The 18,163-nt window shown below is 57.8% G+C and carries 21 protein-coding genes and 1 tRNA gene; 13 read left to right on the top strand and 9 right to left on the bottom strand.

Going from position 1 to position 18,163, the window contains the following annotated elements:
- The first annotated feature begins 47 nt into the window (after window positions 1–47).
- From H7850_RS16810 to glp, 9 genes are all read left to right on the top strand, one after another.
- Entirely contained in the window at window positions 48–1,760 is a 1,713-nt protein-coding gene (locus H7850_RS16810; protein ID WP_227370635.1) for a 4Fe-4S binding protein, read from the top strand.
- A gap of 2 nt (window positions 1,761–1,762) precedes the next feature.
- On the top strand, window positions 1,763–2,461 hold the full coding sequence (locus tag H7850_RS16805) for a molecular chaperone (protein WP_227370634.1): 699 nt from the start codon (window positions 1,763–1,765) through the stop codon (window positions 2,459–2,461).
- 53 nt (window positions 2,462–2,514) lie between these two features.
- Window positions 2,515–2,739 carry a twin-arginine translocation pathway signal gene (locus tag H7850_RS16800; RefSeq protein WP_227370633.1) on the top strand — a complete coding sequence of 75 codons (225 nt, stop codon included), beginning with the start codon at window positions 2,515–2,517 and terminating at the stop codon, window positions 2,737–2,739.
- 18 nt (window positions 2,740–2,757) lie between these two features.
- Entirely contained in the window at window positions 2,758–5,613 is a 2,856-nt protein-coding gene (locus H7850_RS16795) for a formate dehydrogenase subunit alpha (protein ID WP_227370632.1), read from the top strand.
- 57 nt (window positions 5,614–5,670) lie between these two features.
- Window positions 5,671–6,312 carry a formate dehydrogenase FDH3 subunit beta gene (gene fdh3B / locus H7850_RS16790; RefSeq protein WP_227370631.1) on the top strand — a complete coding sequence of 214 codons (642 nt, stop codon included), beginning with the start codon at window positions 5,671–5,673 and terminating at the stop codon, window positions 6,310–6,312.
- 12 nt (window positions 6,313–6,324) lie between these two features.
- Window positions 6,325–7,365, top strand: a complete 1,041-nt coding sequence (locus H7850_RS16785) for a formate dehydrogenase subunit gamma (RefSeq protein WP_227370630.1) — start codon at window positions 6,325–6,327, stop codon at window positions 7,363–7,365.
- Window positions 7,366–7,477: 112 nt separating this feature from the next.
- Complete coding sequence (locus H7850_RS16780; RefSeq protein ID WP_227370629.1) at window positions 7,478–7,792, top strand: DUF1244 domain-containing protein; 315 nt, start codon at window positions 7,478–7,480, stop codon at window positions 7,790–7,792.
- On the top strand, window positions 7,789–8,319 hold the full coding sequence (gene moaB / locus H7850_RS16775; RefSeq protein WP_227370628.1) for a molybdenum cofactor biosynthesis protein B: 531 nt from the start codon (window positions 7,789–7,791) through the stop codon (window positions 8,317–8,319). The genes H7850_RS16780 and moaB overlap by 4 nt, the downstream gene beginning before the upstream one ends.
- Window positions 8,312–9,556, top strand: a complete 1,245-nt coding sequence (glp, locus tag H7850_RS16770; protein ID WP_227370627.1) for a gephyrin-like molybdotransferase Glp — start codon at window positions 8,312–8,314, stop codon at window positions 9,554–9,556. Before moaB ends, glp begins: the two co-directional genes overlap by 8 nt.
- Window positions 9,557–9,570: 14 nt before the next feature.
- Here the strand turns inward: glp and H7850_RS16765 are convergent, their stop codons facing one another.
- The 8 genes from H7850_RS16765 to H7850_RS16730 form a co-directional block, all read right to left on the bottom strand.
- Complete coding sequence (locus tag H7850_RS16765; protein WP_227370660.1) at window positions 9,571–10,131, bottom strand: ACP phosphodiesterase; 561 nt, start codon at window positions 10,129–10,131, stop codon at window positions 9,571–9,573.
- 24 nt (window positions 10,132–10,155) lie between these two features.
- Window positions 10,156–10,521, bottom strand: a complete 366-nt coding sequence (locus H7850_RS16760; protein ID WP_227370626.1) for a TusE/DsrC/DsvC family sulfur relay protein — start codon at window positions 10,519–10,521, stop codon at window positions 10,156–10,158.
- The gene (gene tusB / locus H7850_RS16755; RefSeq protein WP_227370625.1) at window positions 10,521–10,811 is read right to left on the bottom strand and encodes a sulfurtransferase complex subunit TusB; all 291 of its coding nucleotides are present in this window, start codon (window positions 10,809–10,811) and stop codon (window positions 10,521–10,523) included. The genes H7850_RS16760 and tusB overlap by 1 nt, the downstream gene beginning before the upstream one ends.
- Before the next feature lie 80 nt (window positions 10,812–10,891).
- A complete protein-coding gene (gene tusC, locus H7850_RS16750) occupies window positions 10,892–11,266 on the bottom strand; it encodes a sulfurtransferase complex subunit TusC (protein ID WP_227370624.1) in 375 nt (124 codons plus the stop codon).
- A gap of 10 nt (window positions 11,267–11,276) precedes the next feature.
- Window positions 11,277–11,669 (bottom strand): sulfurtransferase complex subunit TusD, encoded by a 393-nt coding sequence (gene tusD / locus H7850_RS16745; RefSeq protein ID WP_227370623.1) that lies wholly within the window; start codon window positions 11,667–11,669, stop codon window positions 11,277–11,279.
- Window positions 11,670–11,761: 92 nt separating this feature from the next.
- Window positions 11,762–12,433, bottom strand: a complete 672-nt coding sequence (locus H7850_RS16740; protein ID WP_227370622.1) for a Bax inhibitor-1/YccA family protein — start codon at window positions 12,431–12,433, stop codon at window positions 11,762–11,764.
- Window positions 12,434–12,602: 169 nt separating this feature from the next.
- Entirely contained in the window at window positions 12,603–12,878 is a 276-nt protein-coding gene (locus H7850_RS16735; protein ID WP_227370621.1) for a hypothetical protein, read from the bottom strand.
- Window positions 12,879–13,004: 126 nt separating this feature from the next.
- The gene (locus H7850_RS16730; RefSeq protein WP_227370620.1) at window positions 13,005–13,298 is read right to left on the bottom strand and encodes a hypothetical protein; all 294 of its coding nucleotides are present in this window, start codon (window positions 13,296–13,298) and stop codon (window positions 13,005–13,007) included.
- Window positions 13,299–13,476: 178 nt separating this feature from the next.
- On the opposite strand from H7850_RS16730, the gene H7850_RS16725 reads away from it, so the two are divergent.
- The 3 genes from H7850_RS16725 to H7850_RS16715 all read left to right on the top strand — a co-directional run bounded on the left by H7850_RS16725 (window position 13,477) and on the right by H7850_RS16715 (window position 14,993).
- A tRNA-Ser gene (locus H7850_RS16725) sits at window positions 13,477–13,567 on the top strand.
- 244 nt (window positions 13,568–13,811) lie between these two features.
- Window positions 13,812–14,354 (top strand): porin family protein, encoded by a 543-nt coding sequence (locus tag H7850_RS16720; RefSeq protein ID WP_227370619.1) that lies wholly within the window; start codon window positions 13,812–13,814, stop codon window positions 14,352–14,354.
- 189 nt (window positions 14,355–14,543) lie between these two features.
- Window positions 14,544–14,993 (top strand): DUF2501 domain-containing protein, encoded by a 450-nt coding sequence (locus tag H7850_RS16715; protein ID WP_227370618.1) that lies wholly within the window; start codon window positions 14,544–14,546, stop codon window positions 14,991–14,993.
- Between the two features lie 69 nt (window positions 14,994–15,062).
- Here the strand turns inward: H7850_RS16715 and H7850_RS16710 are convergent, their stop codons facing one another.
- Window positions 15,063–16,772, bottom strand: coding sequence for a potassium/proton antiporter (locus tag H7850_RS16710; protein WP_227370617.1), 1,710 nt, complete (start codon window positions 16,770–16,772; stop codon window positions 15,063–15,065).
- 197 nt (window positions 16,773–16,969) lie between these two features.
- On the opposite strand from H7850_RS16710, the gene H7850_RS16705 reads away from it, so the two are divergent.
- Window positions 16,970–18,136 (top strand): ABC transporter substrate-binding protein, encoded by a 1,167-nt coding sequence (locus H7850_RS16705; RefSeq protein WP_227370616.1) that lies wholly within the window; start codon window positions 16,970–16,972, stop codon window positions 18,134–18,136.
- Window positions 18,137–18,163: the final 27 nt, after the last annotated feature.

Raw genomic sequence — 18,163 nt, 5'->3', positions numbered from 1 at the left:
AGCAATCATTCGCCGCTATCTTTCAGACCGTAACTAATTGAGGTGACATGGCGAATCGTATTCCCGCTGCGTCGCTGGATCCGTCCCGCGATCGCGCGGCTAAAGACACGGCCTATGCGCAGGTCTCCTGGCCGGTCAATCTGGCCCCCAGCAGCATCAGCTATCAGAGTCACGGGCATTTGCTGATCATCGGCAATGAGCGTGATGTGCGGATGGCTGCGCAGCATTTACTGAAGGTCGGCACCCTCGGTTCGATCGCCCTGTTGATTACCGCTGCAACATCAATCGATAGCGCTTGCGATGAAGAGCTGGAGCAAGCCTATGATGCCACGGTAGCACTGCCCTGCTACCAGACCCGGCACCTGCGCTTGAGCGGTCATCTTGGGGCGTTCCAGGCGCAGATCACCCTCGACGACGCCTCCGCAATCAACCTTGCTCAGGCCTGTATTCAGCGCGACCACTTCGATCTGGTGCTGGATCTGGGTAGTTCTGCACAACTCGATCTGCAACTGCCTCCACCGGGCTATCATGCCATTGACATCGAAAGCGCCGCCTACGAGGAAACGCTTGCCACCCTGATCGATAGCGTGGGGGAATTCGAGAAACCCAAGTATTTTCAGATCGACCATGCTATCTGCGCCCATGCCGGACGCGGCCAGAGCGGCTGTACCCGCTGCCTGGACGTGTGCCCTGCGGATGCCATCAAGAGCGTCACCCAGCGTATCGAATCCTGGATCGAGATCGACCCCTATCTCTGCCATGGGGCCGGTAGCTGCACTAGCGCCTGCCCTACCGGCGCCATTCAGTACCTGCTGCCGCAGCCACAGCGTCAGCTCGATTTCGTTCGACGTCTGCTCGGCGTTTATCGACACGCCGGGGGCACGGCCCCGGTCCTGCGTTTTTGCGATCAGGCCTGGCTCGAAAAAGAATCCACGACCGCCGCACCGCATGTACTGGACGTTCCCCTGGAAGAACTGGGCGCTGCCGGTCTCGAACACTGGCTGGCGGCGCTGGCCGACGGCGCGGCGGAAGTGCGCATCCAGCATCATGCGGGGCTGCCCGAAAGCTTGTCCCGACTCATCGACGATCAGCTCGAGCAGGCACGGGCGCTGCTTTCCACCCTCGGCCATGACCCGCTACGCGTGATCATCATCGATGATTCGCCGACTGCCCGGGATGCCCCGGCGCGTTTTGCTTGCCTGATGCCGCGGGAAGAGCCCGACCTGGCAGCCAACAAGCGTGATCGACTCAATGCGGTCGTCGATCATCTGGGCAGTCTCGGTCAGCCAAGCTCCGAACGAGCCCCCGTTCCCGCTGGCTCTCCTTTCGGCACCATCAAGGTGGACGAGGCGGCCTGTACGCTCTGCATGGCCTGTGTTGCAGTATGCCCGACGCCGGCACTTAGAGGAGGCGACAACGACTCCCCTCGGCTTGGTTTTCGTGAAGCGGACTGCGTGCAATGTGGCCTGTGCGACAACGCCTGCCCCGAGAATGCCATTACCCTGGCGCCTGGATTTCTTGGCGATCTCGACGCACGTAATACCCCGCGAATCTGCAAGGAGGAAGACGCCTTCGCCTGCATCAACTGCGGCAAGCCCTTCGCCACCTCCAGTACGATTGCCAGCATCAAGGCCAAGCTCGTCGATCATCCTTACTTTGCCGGCGACGCGATCCGCCGCCTGGAGATGTGCGAGGATTGCCGAGTCAAGGATGTATGGCGCGATCTGGCACGCAACCCCGACGCCCAATTGAAGATATGAGCATGACAGGAACCCACGATGCCTGTGAATTGGCGAAAGATTCCATGACCGAAGCCAGTGACGAAGCGGCGCTCAGTCTCAGCGGGTACGACGGACTGCGTATCGATATCTATCGCTTGCTGGCACGGCTTTTGAGAGAAGCGCCGGATGCGGATCTGCTCGGCTTTCTGGCAGAGCTCGAGGTCGCCGAGGACAATGGCAATCTGCAGGCCTGTTGGAGAGCGCTGTCCCTTGCCGCGTCCACAGCGCAACCGGAAAATCTGGAACGAGCGCACTTTCGCCATCTTATCGGGGTCATACAGGGAGAACTGCTGCCCTATGCGTCCTGGTATCTGACCGGTTCCCTGATGGAAATGCCGTTGGTGGAGCTGCGCCGCGACCTTAAGCGGCTGGGCTATGAGCGCGCCCCGGATGTCAAGGAACCGGAAGACCATATTGCTGCCATGCTCGAGGTGATGGCCATGCTTATCGAAAGCGATCCTGACCAGCAGGCGCTCTTTTTCCAGCGGCACCTGGCTCCCTGGGGCAGCGATTTCATGGTGGATCTTTCCCGCGTCGATACGCCATTCTATGCCAGCGTCGGTCAGCTGGGTCATCTATTTTTGCAACAGGAAGGGGCGCTGAACATCCCCGATGGAACATCACCGCCCATTGATGCTTCGGCTCCGGATATATCACGACAGGATCCCTCGAGAACCTGAACGACACTGCCGTCTGGTTCTCGATATTGACAAAGTGCGCTGAGGAAATTGCCATGAATCACACAATCACCAAACCCGCCAGCCATGCTCCAGGACGCCGTCGTTTTCTTCGCGTGCTGGGCCTTGGCACCATGGCCGGGGCCGCTGCCGCGGGCCTTGGTAGCGCCACCTTCGTCCAGGCCCAGGAGAAGGAAGGCGACCATCCGCTGCATCCGGACGGCCCGGAGTATCACGAAACCGATCATGTTCGTGCCTTTTACGCCACTCTGCGCGATTGAAGAACAAGAGGACTCCCCATGCGACTGACACGTAAATCCCCCGCGCCTCGCGAACCGGGACTGGGCATCTCCCGGCGCCAGTTTCTCCAGCGCAGCGCCGCCACGACCGGCGGTCTGGCTGCTGCGGGCTTCATGGGCAACACCATGATGCGCCGCGCGGATGCCAAGGAAAAAACCCTGGTTTCGACTGCGCCGATCGAGGTCAAGCGCACCGTCTGCTCCCACTGCTCCGTAGGCTGCGGCACCTATGCCGAAGTTCAGGAAGGCGTCTGGACCGGACAGGAGCCGGCCTTCGATCATCCCGTCAACCGTGGTGCTCACTGTGCTAAAGGCGCATCGCTACGCGAACACGGCCACTCCAGCCGTCGCTTGAAATATCCCATGAAACTGGAAGGCGGCCAGTGGAAACGCCTTTCCTGGGAACAGGCCATCGAAGAAGTAGGCGATAAGGTACTCCAGCTGAGGGACAAATATGGCCCGGACAGCGTCTACTGGCTGGGATCGGCCAAGTTCAGCAATGAGCAGGCCTATCTGATGCGTAAATTCGCTGCCATGTTCGGTACCAACAACACCGATCACCAGGCGCGCATCTGCCACTCCACCACGGTCGCGGGGGTAGCCAATACCTGGGGTTACGGAGCGATGACCAACTCGCTCAACGACATGCACAACAGCAAGTCGATCATCTTCATCGGCTCCAATCCCACGGAAGCCCACCCTATCGCAATGCAGCACATTTTGATCGCGAAGGAGCGCGGGGCGAACATCATCGTCGTCGATCCGCGTTTCACACGTACCGCCGCCAAGGCCGACAAGTACGTGCGCCTGCGTCCGGGGTCGGATGTCGCCTACGTATGGGGCCTGCTGTGGCACATCTTCGACAACGGCTGGGAAGACAAGGAGTACATCGACAACCGCGTCTATGGCATGGACAAGGTACGCGAGGAAGTTGCCGCCTTCCCGCCGGAGGTGGTCGAGTCGGTCACCGGCGTGTCGAAGGAGGACATGTACGATGTTGCCAAACGCCTCGCGGATAACCGCCCCGGGTGCGTCGTGTGGTGCATGGGCGGAACCCAGCACACCACCGGCAACAACAACACCCGCGCCTACTGCATCCTCGAGCTGGCCCTGGGCAACATCGGGGTTTCCGGCGGCGGTGCCAACATCTTCCGCGGTCATGACAATGTGCAGGGCGCCACGGACCTTGGTCTGATGTCCCACTCCCTGCCCGGCTACTACGGCCTTTCAGAAGGCGCTTGGCAGCACTGGGGCAAGATCTGGGATCTGGAAGAAGAGTGGCTCAAGAGCCGTTTCGACCAGACCGAGTATGCCGACGGCAAGCCCATGTACGCTAATGGGATCACCGTCTCGCGCTGGATCGACGGTGTTCTTGAAAAAGAAGAAAATATTTCTCAGCGCTCCAGCTTGAAGGGCATGTTCTACTGGGGTCATGCGGTCAACTCCCAGACCCGGGGCGTGGAGATGAAAAAGGCCATGGGTCAGCTCGAGTTGATGGTGATCGTCGACCCTTACCCTACCGTGGCCGCGGTCATGCACGATCGCAGCGACGGCGTCTATCTGCTGCCTGCGGCGACCCAGTTCGAGACCACCGGTAGCGTGACCAACACCAGCCGCAGCCTGCAGTGGCGCGATAAAGTCATCGAGCCGCAGTTCGAGGCGTTACCGGATCACGAGATCATGTACCTGCTGGCCAAGAAGCTAGGCTTCGCCGAGCAGATGTTCAAGAACATCCAGGTCAACGGCAGCGAACCTCTGGTCGAGGATATCACCCGAGAGTTCAACAAGGGCATGTGGACCGTGGGCTATACCGGGCAGAGCCCGGAGCGCCTCAAGATGCATCAGCAGAACTGGCACACGTTCAGCTTCGAAACACTGCAGGCGGAAAGCGGTCCGATCAAGGGTGAATACTACGGCCTCCCCTGGCCCTGCTGGGGCAATTCCGAGATGGCCCATCCGGGTACCCCGCTGCTCTACGACATGAGCAAGCCGGTCAAGGAAGGTGGTCTGACCTTTCGTGCCCGCTTCGGTGTCGAACGCGACGGCGAGAGCCTGTTAGCGGATGGCGTCTTCAGCAAGGACTCGGATCTCAACGATGGCTATCCGGAGTTTACCGCCGAGATGCTCAAGCAGCTTGGTTGGTGGGAAGAGCTCACGGACGAGGAAAAAACCGCTGCGGAAGGCAAGAACTGGAAGACCGATCTTTCCGGGGGCATCCAGCGGGTCGTCATCGATCACGGCTGCGCCCCCTTTGGCAATGCCAAGGCGCGCTGCGAAGTATGGACTTTTCCCGACCCCATTCCGAAGCACCGGGAGCCGCTTTATACCCCGCGTCGAGATCTGGTCAAGGAGTATCCGACCTGGGAGGACATGCAATCCTTCTACCGCCTACCGACACTTTATCGCTCCATTCAGGAGGAGGACTTCAGCGACCGCTACCCTCTCACCCTGACCTCGGGGCGCCTGGTGGAATACGAAGGCGGCGGCGAGGAGACTCGCTCAATGAGCTGGCTCGCGGAACTGCAGCAGGAAATGTTCGTCGAGATCAACCCAGAGATGGCCAAGGAATTGGGCATCGCCAACGACGACATGGTGTGGGTCGAGGGCGCCGAACAGGGTCGCGTACGGGTCAAGGCAATGGTTACGCCCCGGGTAGGCCGGGATGTCGTGTTCATGCCCTTCCACTTCGGCGGCATGTTCCAGGGCGAGAGCCTGCACGATCGTTATCCGGAAGGCAGCGCCCCCTACGTACTCGGCGAATCCGCCAACACCGCCACGACCTACGGCTACGACAGCGTCACCCAGATGCAGGAAACCAAGGTCACTCTGTGTCGGATAGAAAAAGCCAACGCATGATGCTTCAAGACATCAGCGAGCGCCGCGGCCTTAACCGCGGTGAATGAGGAGATTTTTATGACCAAGATGAAATTCGTATGCGACGCGGAACGCTGCATCGAATGCAACGGCTGTGTCACCGCCTGCAAGAACGCCAACGAAACGGACTGGGGCATCCAGCGCCGCCGGTTGGTCACCATCGACGACGGTCAGCCCACGGAGGTGTCGATTTCCGTGGCTTGCATGCACTGCGACGATGCGCCCTGCATGGCGGTATGCCCGACCGACTGTTTCTACAAGACCGACGATGGCATCGTGCTGCACGACAAGGATCTTTGCATCGGCTGTGGCTATTGCCTGTACGCCTGCCCCTTCGGCGCGCCGCAATTTCCCAAGCAGAGCGCTTTTGGCGAACGCGGCAAGATGGACAAGTGCACCTATTGTGCCGGCGGCCCTGCCGATACCAAGGAAGAGGAGTACGAGAAGTACGGCGCCAACCGTATCGCCGAGGGCAAGCTGCCACTATGCGCGGAAATGTGCGCTACAAAGGCCTTGATGGCGGGCCCTACGGACGCGCTGACGGATATCTTCCGCGAGCGCATGGAAAAACGCGGTCAGTCGCTTGCCGCCTGGGAGCCGATGCAGGACGATCAGTCTAGCGAAACGGCTGCGACCCTGAACCTCGATCGCATGGCCTACGACGCCAGCCGACAAGCCTGAAGGAGCTAGTCCATGACCTCTGCACTCACTCCCCTGTTGTGGTATCGGCGTCTGATGGGCTTGGCGCTTGTGTTGCTGCTGGCTTGCGTATTTGCCACCTCCGCCCTGGCCGCCGACCCGGAAGCGGAAATCAAGCAGGCCATCGGCGGGGCCTCTCAAGAGACCTGGCAGGATATCGGCAGCACCGATGACTATATCGACACCCGGGCTGATTCCACCTACAACCTGATCAATGCCAGCGGCGAGACCTGGCGCCAGATACGCAACGACTGGGTCTCTCCCGCGGGCGCCATTGCCATCCTCGGCATGCTGGTCGTGCTGGCGGTATTCTACATGATCTTCGGCAAGAAGACCCTGGACGAGCCACGCACCGGACGCCTGATGCTGCGCTGGACGGCCTTGGAGCGCGCCCTGCATTGGACCATGGCGACGCTATTCATCCTGCTGGCCCTGACCGGACTGAACCTGCTGTTCGGCAAGTTCATCTTCCGGCCGCTGTTCGGCGACGGTTTCTGGGCACCGATGATCGCCGGCACCAAGTTCGTGCACAACTACTTGGGGCCCCTGTTCGCCGTGGTACTGATCATCGTGCTGGCCAAGTGGCTGTCCATCAACCTGCCCAAGAAGCACGACCTGACCTGGTTCAAGCAGGGTGGTGGCATCATCAACAAGCAGCACCCGCCCGCCGGCTTCGCCAACGGCGGCGAGAAGGCCTGGTACTGGATATTGGCCAGCGTGGGACTGGTAGCGGTGGTCACCGGCCTGGTCATGGACTTCCCCATCTTCGGCCAGAGCCGCGACACCATGCAGTGGATGAACGTCTTCCACGCCGTTGCCTCCCTGGGACTGATGGCGGTTTCCCTGGGCCATATCTACATCGGCACCCTGGGTATGGAAGGCGCCTTCGAGGCCATGAAGACCGGTTATGTCGACGAAACCTGGGCCAAGGAACACCACAACATCTGGTATGAAGAAGTCATGAATAAAGCCGATACCGCGCCGCAGAAAAAGGCAGTGGATGACGGAACCGCAAAAGCACATCGTCCCAACTAAATTGTAGCGCCTGGGCGTTCCAGCCCTCTTTTGACACCGCCTCTTTCAACAACAGAGGCGGTGTCTTTTGTTATGATATCCGCCTCATTGCAAGCCACATGGAGAGCGAAGCATGCAGCATATCGATGATGCTACCCGTACTGAAATCGAAGCCGCCACCTTTCGCCGTCTGCTCGATCATCTCGATGCCCACAAGGAAGCTCAGAACATCGACCTGATGATCCTGGCGGACTTCTGTCGCAACTGCCTGTCCAAATGGATGGTCACGGCAGCGGAAGACCGGGGGGCGGAACTCGACTACGACAGCGCCCGGGAATACGTCTACGGCATGCCTTACGAGGAGTGGAAGGAAAAGTACCAGACGCCCGCGACAGCAGAACAGCAAGCCGCGCTGAAGGCACGCCATGATGCCAAGGAAAACGCATGAGTGCCGATCGTGACACCTTCATCCCCCTCAACATTGCGGTACTGACGATCTCGGACACCCGCACCGAGGATACGGATCGCTCCGGTCAGGCCTTGGTCGAGCGCCTGAAAGAGGCTGGGCATACCGCCATCGACAAACGCATCGTCGTCGACGACGTCTATAGGATTCGTGCGGTAGTCGCCGACTGGATCGCCGACGAGCGCATCCAGGTGATATTGACCACCGGTGGCACCGGCTTTACCGGACGTGACTCCACCCCCGAAGCGGTCAGCGTGCTGCTCGACAAGACCATCGAAGGCTTTGGCGAGCTGTTCCGGCACCTCTCCTGGCAGGAAATAGGCAGCTCCACGATTCAGAGCCGCTGCCTTGGGGGGCTTGCCAATGCCACCGTGGTGTTCTGTCTGCCTGGTTCTACCGGTGCTTGCCGCACTGCCTGGGACGGCATTCTCAAGGAGCAGCTTGATAGCCGACATCAACCCTGTAATTTTGCCAACCTGATCATTCCCGAGCGGGGGCAGCATGGCTGACACTGGAGATGCCCTGAAAACCAGCGATGGCATGCAAAGCGTCGAAGCGGCGCTTGAAGCACTACTGGACGGACTCAACCCCGTGGATGTGGAGCTGATCGCCTCTGCTGACGCGGCAGGACGCATATTGGCGGACAACGTGGAAGCTCAGCATGACGTTCCGCCAGCGGATAACAGCGCCATGGACGGCTACGCCCTGCGCGCCGCGGATGCCGGTCGAATACTGCCCGTCTCCCAGCGGGTCGCCGCCGGGCATGCACCGCGACCATTGGCATCCGACAGCTGTGCGCGCATCTTCACCGGAGGCGAAATTCCGCCCGGCGCCGACTGCGTCGTCATGCAGGAAAAGGTCGAGGAAAGCGCCGACGGCATGCGCATGCCTGCCGATATTCCGAGCGGCGACAACATTCGTCGTCGCGGTCGTGATGTCCAGCGCGGCGCCCTGCTGCTGCCTGCAGGCACCCAGCTGGAGGCTGCGGCACTGGGGCATCTGGCGGGCCAGGGGGTTACCCAAGTCGCGGTACGATGCAGGCCAAAGGTGGCGCTACTCTCCACCGGCGATGAAATCATCGACCCTGGCACCCCCCTGAAGCCGGGGCAGATTTACAATTCCAACCGTCCCATGCTCAAACGCCTGCTGGAGCGCTTCGGCGCTGAGGTGATCATGGCTGCATCAATACCGGATGACTTCGAGGCTACCTGCCAGACACTGCGCCAGGCTGCGGAACAGGCGGATGTGGTGGTCTCCACCGGGGGGGTGAGTGTCGGTGAAGAGGATCACGTCAAGCATGCCTTGGAAAGCCTTGGCCAACTTGATCTCTGGCGGTTGGCCATGCGCCCGGGCAAGCCGTTGGCATTGGGCCGGCTACCTCGTGGCGCTGGAAACGGAGTTGATGGCGAGGCTCGTTTCGTCGGCCTGCCCGGCAACCCGGTCTCGGGCTTCGTCGGTGCCTGGGTATTTCTTCGTCCATTGATCGGGGCTCTGCTCGGTTGCTCCGACCAGGCCAGCTTGCCAGCCGTGTATGCGCGCAGCGGCTTTTCAACCACCACTCAGGCCCGTCGTCATTACATGCGCGTCATGCTGGAATTCAGTACTGCCGGAATCGTTGCCCAGGCCTTTGACGATCAGAACTCAGCGGTGCTCTCATCCTGTATCGAGGCGGACGCTCTGGCGGTCATTCCGCCCAACAGCACGATCGAGCAAGGCGATATGATCGAGTGCCTGTGGCTGACCTAGCTGACCTAGCTGACCTAGACCCCCAGCCGCTGGTTCAACTCCGGCCACAGTCGGACAAAGCCCTCTTCGAGGGCCGCGTAGTCGGCTTCAAGCCATGGCACGAGTTCCGCCAGGCGGTTGGGGCCTGACAACCGACGTCCTATGCCCGCCACCGCGCTGCAGGTAAAACCAAAATCCGCATAGCCGTTGAGCCAATCCTGAGCGACCAGGATTGGTATCATGCGCTCCAACCGTGCAGGAGCCGGGCGCTCATCGAGTAGCCGATAACAGCGCTGAATCAAGGCCTGGTTAGCGCTGTCGTTCATGCTGTCGCGAGCAACAAAATGATCCCACACCAGATCCAGGGCAATACCAACGTAGCGGCGCCCTTCTCTCGGCGCTCGGGAGCGGGCATCCAAGATTACGGGATGGGCATCGACGGTTGCATCCACTCGCCGATGGTGACGTATGCCCGCAGCAATATCCTCCGACCAGGAGCCAAGATCGCTGCCCTTGACGCCGTCTGCGATCAGATTGCCGTAGAGAAAGCCGTCGTTGCCGCCCCGAGCAAGCCAGGCATGAGCCAGAAAATTCAGAGCGAACGCCTCATCGCAAGCACCTCACAGGCAATTGGTCGGCTTGGGTAGGCCCGCCAGCCTGGCGCCGACCTTGGCCGGGCTTTCGGGGAACAGCTTCATCAGGTGCAGGGATCTGCCTTTCTCCGGCCCCAGCGCTTGTCCCACCGCCTTGACCAGGGCACGCATGGCCGGCGCCATCTCGAAGCGTGCATAGAAATCACGCAGCACGTCGATGACTTCCCAATGCTCAGGGGTCAGCACGCGCCCTTCTTCACCGGCCATCGCCTCGGCTACTGCCGGCGTCCAGTCCGAAAGATCGACCAGGTAGCCTTCTGGGTCCAGCGCGATCTCTCGACCCTCTACCCGCAGGCAGCGTGCTGTCGCTACTCTCTCCGTTTTCACCGTCATCAGAACCAACTCACCGATCGTTCAGTCTCTTCGGTCAGCTGCACGAAACCCTCCATGTCCACGACGATGACCTGTTCGGCGCATCGTCCTTCCAGGCCTCGAGATGCCAAGTCTTCGCGCAGCGCATACAGGCGACCGGCAATTGAAGAGAAATGTTCGTTCAGGGGTGCCACGGCGCCATAGACACCATCCTCGATCAATAGCAGGTAGTCGTCGTCATCCATGGCCCGCAGTGCGTCCCGGTATACATGACTGGACGCCACGGAACGGTTGAGTAGATGCAATAACATCAGTGATCCTTTCTCTGCGCCATGATTGTTCCATTGAACCCTGTCATACGCCAAGCCCCTTCCAGCAATGGGTAGCCGAATTAAAAGTTGAATACTGGCGCATGCCGGGAAAATACGCGAAGCAGTTGGGAAGAGGCGATCAATGTCACGGGCAACTGCAGGTCGTCTTCGGCCAAACCACGCTGGGCAAGAGAGTCGGCGTCTACCAGCAGCGTGTCGATATCGTACATGGCCAGCATATCCAGGGTTGGATGGGTTCCTTTCTGCCCCAGCGCTCCTTTTTGCTGCCCCTTGATGAGCGCCTGAACGCCATCACCCAGAAACAACAGGCTCACGGACTGACCGAATGCAGCACCCACCAATGCCACATCCAATCCCTCGCGTAACCAGCTACTGCCATGAGGGGCATGGCGCAGTACCACGAGCATGGCGGTAGACGAATCCGCATTATTCATTCAATTCATCCTAGGGTGAAAAGGTCACCAGACGATCATGAGTCATTGCGGCTTCGACAAGCTGGCCTACCCCGGTGAGCTCAAAAGAGGCAGCGAGACTATGCCCCTGCATACCATGACGACGCGATTCGCGCTCATCGATCACACCGCGCTTCAATGCCGCCGCAACACAGACCAATAGCGCAGTGCCTTGTTCATGGTGCAAGCGCTGCCAGGCCTCGATCAAATGTGGCTCATCTTGAGGTGGCGCAGCCAGCCGTTGGGCGTTGTAGACGCCATCATGGTAAAAAAATACCGTCTCGAGGCGATGGCCCCGATCGATCAACGCGGAGGCGAACCTCAGCGCCGAGTGCGCCGCCTGATGGCTGTACGGGGCGCCCTGGACGAGTAGCGCATAACGCATGGCACACTGTTACTCCGTGGAGACGAATTCATAAAAACGAAGTGGCCTCGCCTTGAAAGGCGAGGCCACATGAAACACCCAGCACCGATCGATCAATCGTTGTTCATTACACCCAAGATGGATAGCAGGCTGATGAACAGGTTGTAGATCGAGACATAAAGCGTGATGGCGGCCAGAATATAGTTGGTCTCGCCGGCTCTATGCACGATCTCACTGGTCTGGTACAGAATCACCGCGGAGGAGAACAGCACGAAACCGGCAGAAACGGCCAGGGCCAGAGCGGTGATATTGAAGATCATCGCCACGACCATCGCCAGTACCAAGACAATGGCGCCCGCCAGCAGGAAGTTGCTTAGGAAGCTGAAGTCTTTCTTGGTGATCAGTGCCACGGCAGACAGGCCCAGGAAGGTCGCGCCAGTCATGGCAAGCGCCGTCATCACCAACTGCGCCCCATTGGGTATCGACAGATAAAGGCTCAGTACCGGCCCCAGGGTGAAGCCCATAAAGCCTGTGAAAGCGAAGGTCGCAAGCAGGCCCATCGCCGAGTTGGCAGTCTTGTGGACCAGAAACATCAGGCCGTAGGCGCCAATGAAGAACACGAAAATGTTCATCTGGCCAACGCCCATGACCATGGCGACTCCTGCAGTGACGGCTGAGAAAAGCAGCGTCATTGCCAGAAGCATATAAGTATTGCGCAGTACCTTGTTGGTACTGACCGCGCTAGTCTGACGCTCAGTCACATGCGACGACTGCTGATAAGCCATGGAGTAAGCTCCTAAAGATTGGAATATGAACAATAGACCAAGGATGCCGGCAGATCGTTCCCTAAGCAAGTGCCTCTAGGTCAACGCTTGCGAATAAATACGATGGCCACGGCAAAGGGCCCCGCCAAGCGAGGCCCTTTGCTTCTATCCCACTGTGCCCTAAATGCGCTTAGGGCTGCTTGGAGCCGTCAAGATTCAAACGCAACGCCACTGACGTATTATGAGAAACTTTAGCGACTTCCAAGGCGTGCCGGGTCATCTCTTCTTCCAGCTGCGTGAACGCCTGCTCATCGTTTTGCTGCATTTCGCGCAGCTGGTTTTCCGAAAGGTTCTTGCTGCCAATGTAGTCCTTGCCAGCCTTGCGAATCGTCGAGCCTAGCTCGCCTGCTGCCAATTCATGAAACTCATCGTTATCTTCACCGGTGTTTAGGATCGTGATTTCCATGTCGTGCTCCTGTGTTTCCGTGGTGGATTGAATCAACCGTCGATGATGATAGCAGCCATGTCAAGCAAGGCGCTGAGTGAGCAGGAGGTCGCCATCTTCGCCTGCGCCCGCCTGGTTACATACCCTCTAATACTGCTTGAAATGATGCTGGCGCTGTTCGAAATACTCAAGTTCCATCAGGGTCTCTATCGCGTCACGCAGGCATTCAGGATCGTTGGGATCATCGACCTCGACCAATAGCAGGCTGGATGTTTCCCCGACACCGGCAGCGCCATTGGCAGGCATGTACTGCGGATCGTTCATCAGCTCGACATAGCGATGAGAGTCGTCGTGGCGCCCGACCGCACCTACTACATGCAAATCCGCAAGCTGAAGCCCGTGGGCCTTTTCAACTGGCACTCGGGTGATGTTGTCTGGCATATCTTGGTTTCTCCTGAAATAAGTCATCCATGGCGAACCATCGATTCAGGGATGAGGTTAGCCGCCATGCCGAAATGTCCTTTTCGTTCAGCTTAGTTGAAAGCAAGAGGTTTAACCTTATGATTGCCAAAGCTCTTGACGAATCAGCCAAAATTGGTAGTATTTAGCGCCGTGAGCCGGAGGGATGGCAGAGCGGTTGAATGCACCGGTCTTGAAAACCGGCGTAGGTTAATAGCCTACCCAGGGTTCGAATCCCTGTCCCTCCGCCACTTTTGAATTCAAGCGCCCAATTTGCGGCGCTTTTTGTTTGTCTAACTTTTACTCCCCTTCCTCTTCTGCAAAATATCCTTAAAAGCCTGTAAAACATTGAGTTAGCGCCATGAAGCGCCCCTTCTCGACATTTTGGCATGATCTCGTAGCGCTATCATTAGTCTGCTTTATATCCATGGCGGCCACGGGCAATTCTACCGCTCGCATGGCCAATATCGCGTACTCATCGCAGAGATCGTAAACATGAAATCAAAAATGGGCGTACTCATTCTAGCTGGACTCATATCCGGCCCCGCGCTTGCTGATAATACCGGTACGACTTACACAGGCCTCCAATATGCCAAGGTCAGCTACGAAGCCGATTACGATGTAGAAGCGGATCCTACTATGGTCGTCGGACGTCTAGGGCACTATCTTACCGACTATTTCTCTGTCGAGGGTCGCGTGGGTTTAGGGCTTTCCGACGATGATGTGACAGTCGATGGGTACGACGCCAATGCAACGGCAGAGATCGACCATCTTCTTGGCGCTTACGCTGTTGGTCATTTGCCTGTTACTCAGTACGTTTCGATCTATGCACTGGCCGGTTTTGCTCAAGTAGAGGGTACATTGGATACCCCTTACGGATCCGAGAGCGACGACGACTCCGGATTCTCCTTCGGTGTCGGCGGCGAAGTCAATTTCTTCTCACCGCGCTTCTCAGGAACGCTTGAATACATGTCCTACCTGGACAAGTCCGACTATGAAGTCAGCGCTATCAGTGCGGGCGTAAGCTACCAGTTCTGACCGCTCGGCAGGGAGCTGTGATCAGCTCCCTTTCCATTCTCGTCGCCCTTCCTTTTCCACGCCCACGTATCTTTTGGCTTGCTTTCTTTCTTGACGCTTCATCTTTACAGATGGGCGCTACACCCGCCATGCTGAACCCGCGCCATGAAGTAACAGTCCAATTAACGATTCGGATAAGGATTTCTTTGTATGAACAAACACTTTGCTTGCATCGCGGGGCTAATCGCCGCCGTCGCTCTAGTACCTGTTAGTTCGGCATCGAGCATGGATAGCGTCAAGGAAAAAGCGGGCGGCCTCATGTCCGGCGGTTCATCCGGCGGTGGCTCCTTGTTGAGTTCGCTCTCTTCGGGTTCTTTCGATCTTGGCAGCATGAGCAACGTGGCAGGTGTGCTCGGCTACTGTCAGGAACAGGGGTACAGCAAGAGCGTAACCCAGACTGCCAAGGATAAATTGCTGGGCAAACTTGGCGGACATGAGAAAGCGTCCGAAGATGAGGGTTACCAGCAAGGCATGAGCGGCATTCTCAAAGGTCAGGAAGAAGGCAAGAGCTTCGACTTGAGCAGCCTCAAAGACAAGATGGGCGAAAAGGTCTGCGGTACTATCGCCGATAAAGCAATGTCTTCGTTTCTCGGTGGCTAAGGGTATCTCTATCCCTTCAGAACGGCGCCCGAGGGCGCCGTCGTCCTCTTGATAAGGAACTCGCCGAGACTACTGATACAACCTGAGCCCTACCTTGGTCACTTTGTTACCCTCCATGACACTGACGACCCAATGAATACCATGCCAGCCAACATCGTCACCGACTACCGGGTGACCGCCGACTCGCAATGAAATGAACTCCCCCAGAGTCATATGCTGCTCACCCGGGCTCAGCGTGAGTCCATAGGCGCTGGCAACATCGCCCATCAGGGCGGCACCATCGAGCGTAAAGGTACCAAAGAACGCGCGCTCGCGCTTAAGACGAGCATCGCCATTGAAAAGACGGTTGAGTGCCGGAAGATCCTCGCTGCGTCCGATGACACAGATAACATCCTCAAGCTTTAACAGCGTGCTGCCTTTGGGATGAAGCATGACATGCTGACGAAACAGCGCTGAGATAAGAGCGCCGGAAGGGAATCGCAGCAAGCGAATGGGTACATCTTCAAGCGCTTCGTTGTTGACCTCGTAAACGAACATTTCAAAATCGTTTTCCGGCAGTATGCCTAGAGGACCGCGGCGGTTGGGCACAACGCTGACCGGCACCTCAACCTTTGTCCAGCGAGCCATGACAGGAAGTGTCGTCCCTTGGATCAGAAGCGATATCAACACTACGAAGAAAGCGACATTGAAATAGAGTGCCGAGTTCTCGACCCCGCCAACCACCGGAAAGATGGCAAGGACGATAGGAACCGCGCCGCGCAATCCGACCCAGGATATGAATGCGACCTCGCGCCAGCGAAAGCTAAAGAAGGGCTTGATGACCAGTATGACCGCCAATGGACGCGCGATGAAAATCAGTACCAGGGCCAGTAACGCACCGGGAACGCCATACTCGACCATTTCACTTGGTGTCACCAGTAGACCCAGCACCAGGAACAATCCGATCTGGCTGAGCCAGGCCAGACCATCGTGTACCGGCAGGATAAAGTTGAGATGCCGCCCTGGCTGATTACCGATCATCAACCCGGTCAGATAAATTGCCAGGAACCCGCTGCCTCCCAGCGCACTGGTAAGACCAAACACAAAAAAACCAAGGGCAAGCGCCAGCAATGAGTAAAGACCCGGAGCCAGGTCCATGGTTCTCAATAAGCGACCTGAGAGCCAGCCAGCACCGACACCAATTGCCAGCCCTAGACCAAATTGCTTGCCGAACATCAAAAGCATCTCGAGCGGTCCGCCAATGCCACCCATCAGAATCTCGACCAGCGTAATGGTCAGGAATATGGCCATCGGATCGTTGGTACCGGATTCGATCTCGAGAGTCGCGCTGACCCGTTCGTTGAGACTGACCCCCTGACCTCGCAACATCGAAAAAACTGCGGCGGCATCCGTGGAGCCCACGATCGCTCCCACCAGCAACCCTTCCGCGAGGCTCAGCTCAAAGAACCACATTGAAATGCCACCCACCACGGCGCTGGTAATGAAGACACCAAACGTCGCTAGAGAGAGTGCCGGCCTGAGCCCGACGCGGAAGGTCTTCATGCGCGTGCGCAGCCCGCCGTCGAGCAGAATCATCGCCAGCGCCAGATGTCCGATGATAAACGCCAGGGAGTAGCTGTCGAACTCGATACCTAAAATGCCGTCTTCACCGGCGAGCATCCCGACTGCAAGAAAGATAAGCAGAAGTGGCAAACCGAATATGGAGGACAAACGACTAGCCAGCACACTAAGCGCGATCAGCGAACCAGCAAACAGAAAAAGAGTATTGATACTATCCATGACGGCAACAAGAAAAAAAGGGTACTAAGTATGCCATATCGGCAAATCGAAGATGCATCACATATCTCAAACTTGGAAACATAAAGAGGTTAAGGAATTGAGCCCAGCATCACCTATGCTAGGCAAGCTGCAACCTGAAGGTTAGTCTGACTATCGCCGGGTTTGATCTTGGGAAACATCGAATAGATGAGAAAGCAATGCTGCTGAAACTGCCCCATAAACAGGCACTCGTCATATTACTAGTCGTGGTTGCCGCAATTGTCACCGTTGTACAAGTACATAGCAGCGATACTCCTGAAGCCTCTGCAACGGTGAATGATGCCTCAATCGAGCTAAAAGCCCCTTTGTCGAATGACCTTTCTGTCATTCGTGATCCGGTTCGAGCCCAGGTTCAAGAGCAACTCCCTTTCATCGACACGGTGTCGGACCCCCTGACCTTGCCCACTCAACGGTCTCTGCGGGTAGTGCTCGATTGGTACGTGACGCCCTATCACGCCCCTTTGATCGTGGCTCGGGAACGTGACTTGTTCGATCAGGAAAACCTGGACGTTACCCTGATCACGCCTGCGGACCCGAGTGTTGCTCCCAAACTGGTCGCTGCCCGGCGAGCCGAGTTGGCTCTGACCTCTCAGCTGCAGCTGCATCTACTCGTCAAGCGGAGTCTACCACTAGTGCGCGTTGGCGCCCTGGTGCCGGTACCGCTTGCCACTCTGTTGACACGACAAGACACCGGTATCGAACAGCTATCACAATTGAAGGGAAAAACAGTCGGTTACGTGCATGAAGGCTCAGCCCGAATATGGCTGGACGCCATGCTCAAGGATCAATCTACAAGCCTAAGTGACATAACGCTTCAGCATGTCGATTTTGCTCTGATAGCGGCACTGACAAATAAAGAGGTCGATGCGGTCATCGGTACCATGCGCCATGTGGATCGCCGTCAGCTGGCTCAGCAAGGCATAGTCGTCAACGAGTTCATGGTGGACGAAAGCGAACTACCGGCCTATGACGAACTAGTCGTTGTCGCTAACCGGGACTTACTGAGTCGGCACCGACGGGATATCGAACGGTTTTTCAGTGCAGTGGAGAAAGCGACTCTCTGGCTCATCAATCATCCAGAACAAGGCTGGGAGTTGGTGCGCACGGCTGAGCCCGGGATCGACACCCCGGCCAATGCACGGGCCTGGCCAGAAGTGCTGCGCTATCTGGCGTTGCGCCCTATCGCATTACAACGGCAACGTTATCAGCAGCTTGAAACCTATTTACTGCGCCGTGGTCTGATCGAAACGGCAACCTCGACCAGACGACTTGCGGTCGATATCGATGGAGAACTGCTTCAGAATGACGCTTCACCGCAAGGATGATAGAGCGTTGCCCCCGCTCATGAAGAT

Origin of the sequence: Halomonas sp. M20, assembly GCF_020622265.1 — a bacterium.
Classification (GTDB): Bacteria; Pseudomonadota; Gammaproteobacteria; order Pseudomonadales; family Halomonadaceae; genus Modicisalibacter.
This window is presented reverse-complemented; position numbering and strand designations above follow the sequence as displayed.

Excerpts from the sequence above, each read along its gene's own strand:
- H7850_RS16805 (WP_227370634.1), top strand. The coding sequence starts at position 1,763 with ATGACAGGAACCCACGATGCCTGTGAATTGGCGAAAGATTCCATGACC.
- H7850_RS16710 (WP_227370617.1), bottom strand. The coding sequence starts at position 16,772 with ATGGATAGTATCAATACTCTTTTTCTGTTTGCTGGTTCGCTGATCGCG.
- tusB (WP_227370625.1), bottom strand. The coding sequence starts at position 10,811 with ATGTTATTGCATCTACTCAACCGTTCCGTGGCGTCCAGTCATGTATAC.
- glp (WP_227370627.1), top strand. The coding sequence starts at position 8,312 with ATGGCTGACACTGGAGATGCCCTGAAAACCAGCGATGGCATGCAAAGC.
- H7850_RS16785 (WP_227370630.1), top strand. The coding sequence starts at position 6,325 with ATGACCTCTGCACTCACTCCCCTGTTGTGGTATCGGCGTCTGATGGGC.
- H7850_RS16760 (WP_227370626.1), bottom strand. The coding sequence starts at position 10,521 with ATGACGGTGAAAACGGAGAGAGTAGCGACAGCACGCTGCCTGCGGGTA.
- H7850_RS16715 (WP_227370618.1), top strand. The coding sequence starts at position 14,544 with ATGAACAAACACTTTGCTTGCATCGCGGGGCTAATCGCCGCCGTCGCT.
- H7850_RS16735 (WP_227370621.1), bottom strand. The coding sequence starts at position 12,878 with ATGGAAATCACGATCCTAAACACCGGTGAAGATAACGATGAGTTTCAT.
- H7850_RS16780 (WP_227370629.1), top strand. The coding sequence starts at position 7,478 with ATGCAGCATATCGATGATGCTACCCGTACTGAAATCGAAGCCGCCACC.
- H7850_RS16740 (WP_227370622.1), bottom strand. The coding sequence starts at position 12,433 with ATGGCTTATCAGCAGTCGTCGCATGTGACTGAGCGTCAGACTAGCGCG.
- H7850_RS16730 (WP_227370620.1), bottom strand. The coding sequence starts at position 13,298 with ATGCCAGACAACATCACCCGAGTGCCAGTTGAAAAGGCCCACGGGCTT.
- H7850_RS16810 (WP_227370635.1), top strand. The coding sequence starts at position 48 with ATGGCGAATCGTATTCCCGCTGCGTCGCTGGATCCGTCCCGCGATCGC.
- H7850_RS16795 (WP_227370632.1), top strand. The coding sequence starts at position 2,758 with ATGCGACTGACACGTAAATCCCCCGCGCCTCGCGAACCGGGACTGGGC.
- fdh3B (WP_227370631.1), top strand. The coding sequence starts at position 5,671 with ATGACCAAGATGAAATTCGTATGCGACGCGGAACGCTGCATCGAATGC.
- H7850_RS16800 (WP_227370633.1), top strand. The coding sequence starts at position 2,515 with ATGAATCACACAATCACCAAACCCGCCAGCCATGCTCCAGGACGCCGT.
- tusD (WP_227370623.1), bottom strand. The coding sequence starts at position 11,669 with ATGCGTTATGCGCTACTCGTCCAGGGCGCCCCGTACAGCCATCAGGCG.
- H7850_RS16720 (WP_227370619.1), top strand. The coding sequence starts at position 13,812 with ATGAAATCAAAAATGGGCGTACTCATTCTAGCTGGACTCATATCCGGC.
- tusC (WP_227370624.1), bottom strand. The coding sequence starts at position 11,266 with ATGAATAATGCGGATTCGTCTACCGCCATGCTCGTGGTACTGCGCCAT.
- H7850_RS16705 (WP_227370616.1), top strand. The coding sequence starts at position 16,970 with ATGCTGCTGAAACTGCCCCATAAACAGGCACTCGTCATATTACTAGTC.
- moaB (WP_227370628.1), top strand. The coding sequence starts at position 7,789 with ATGAGTGCCGATCGTGACACCTTCATCCCCCTCAACATTGCGGTACTG.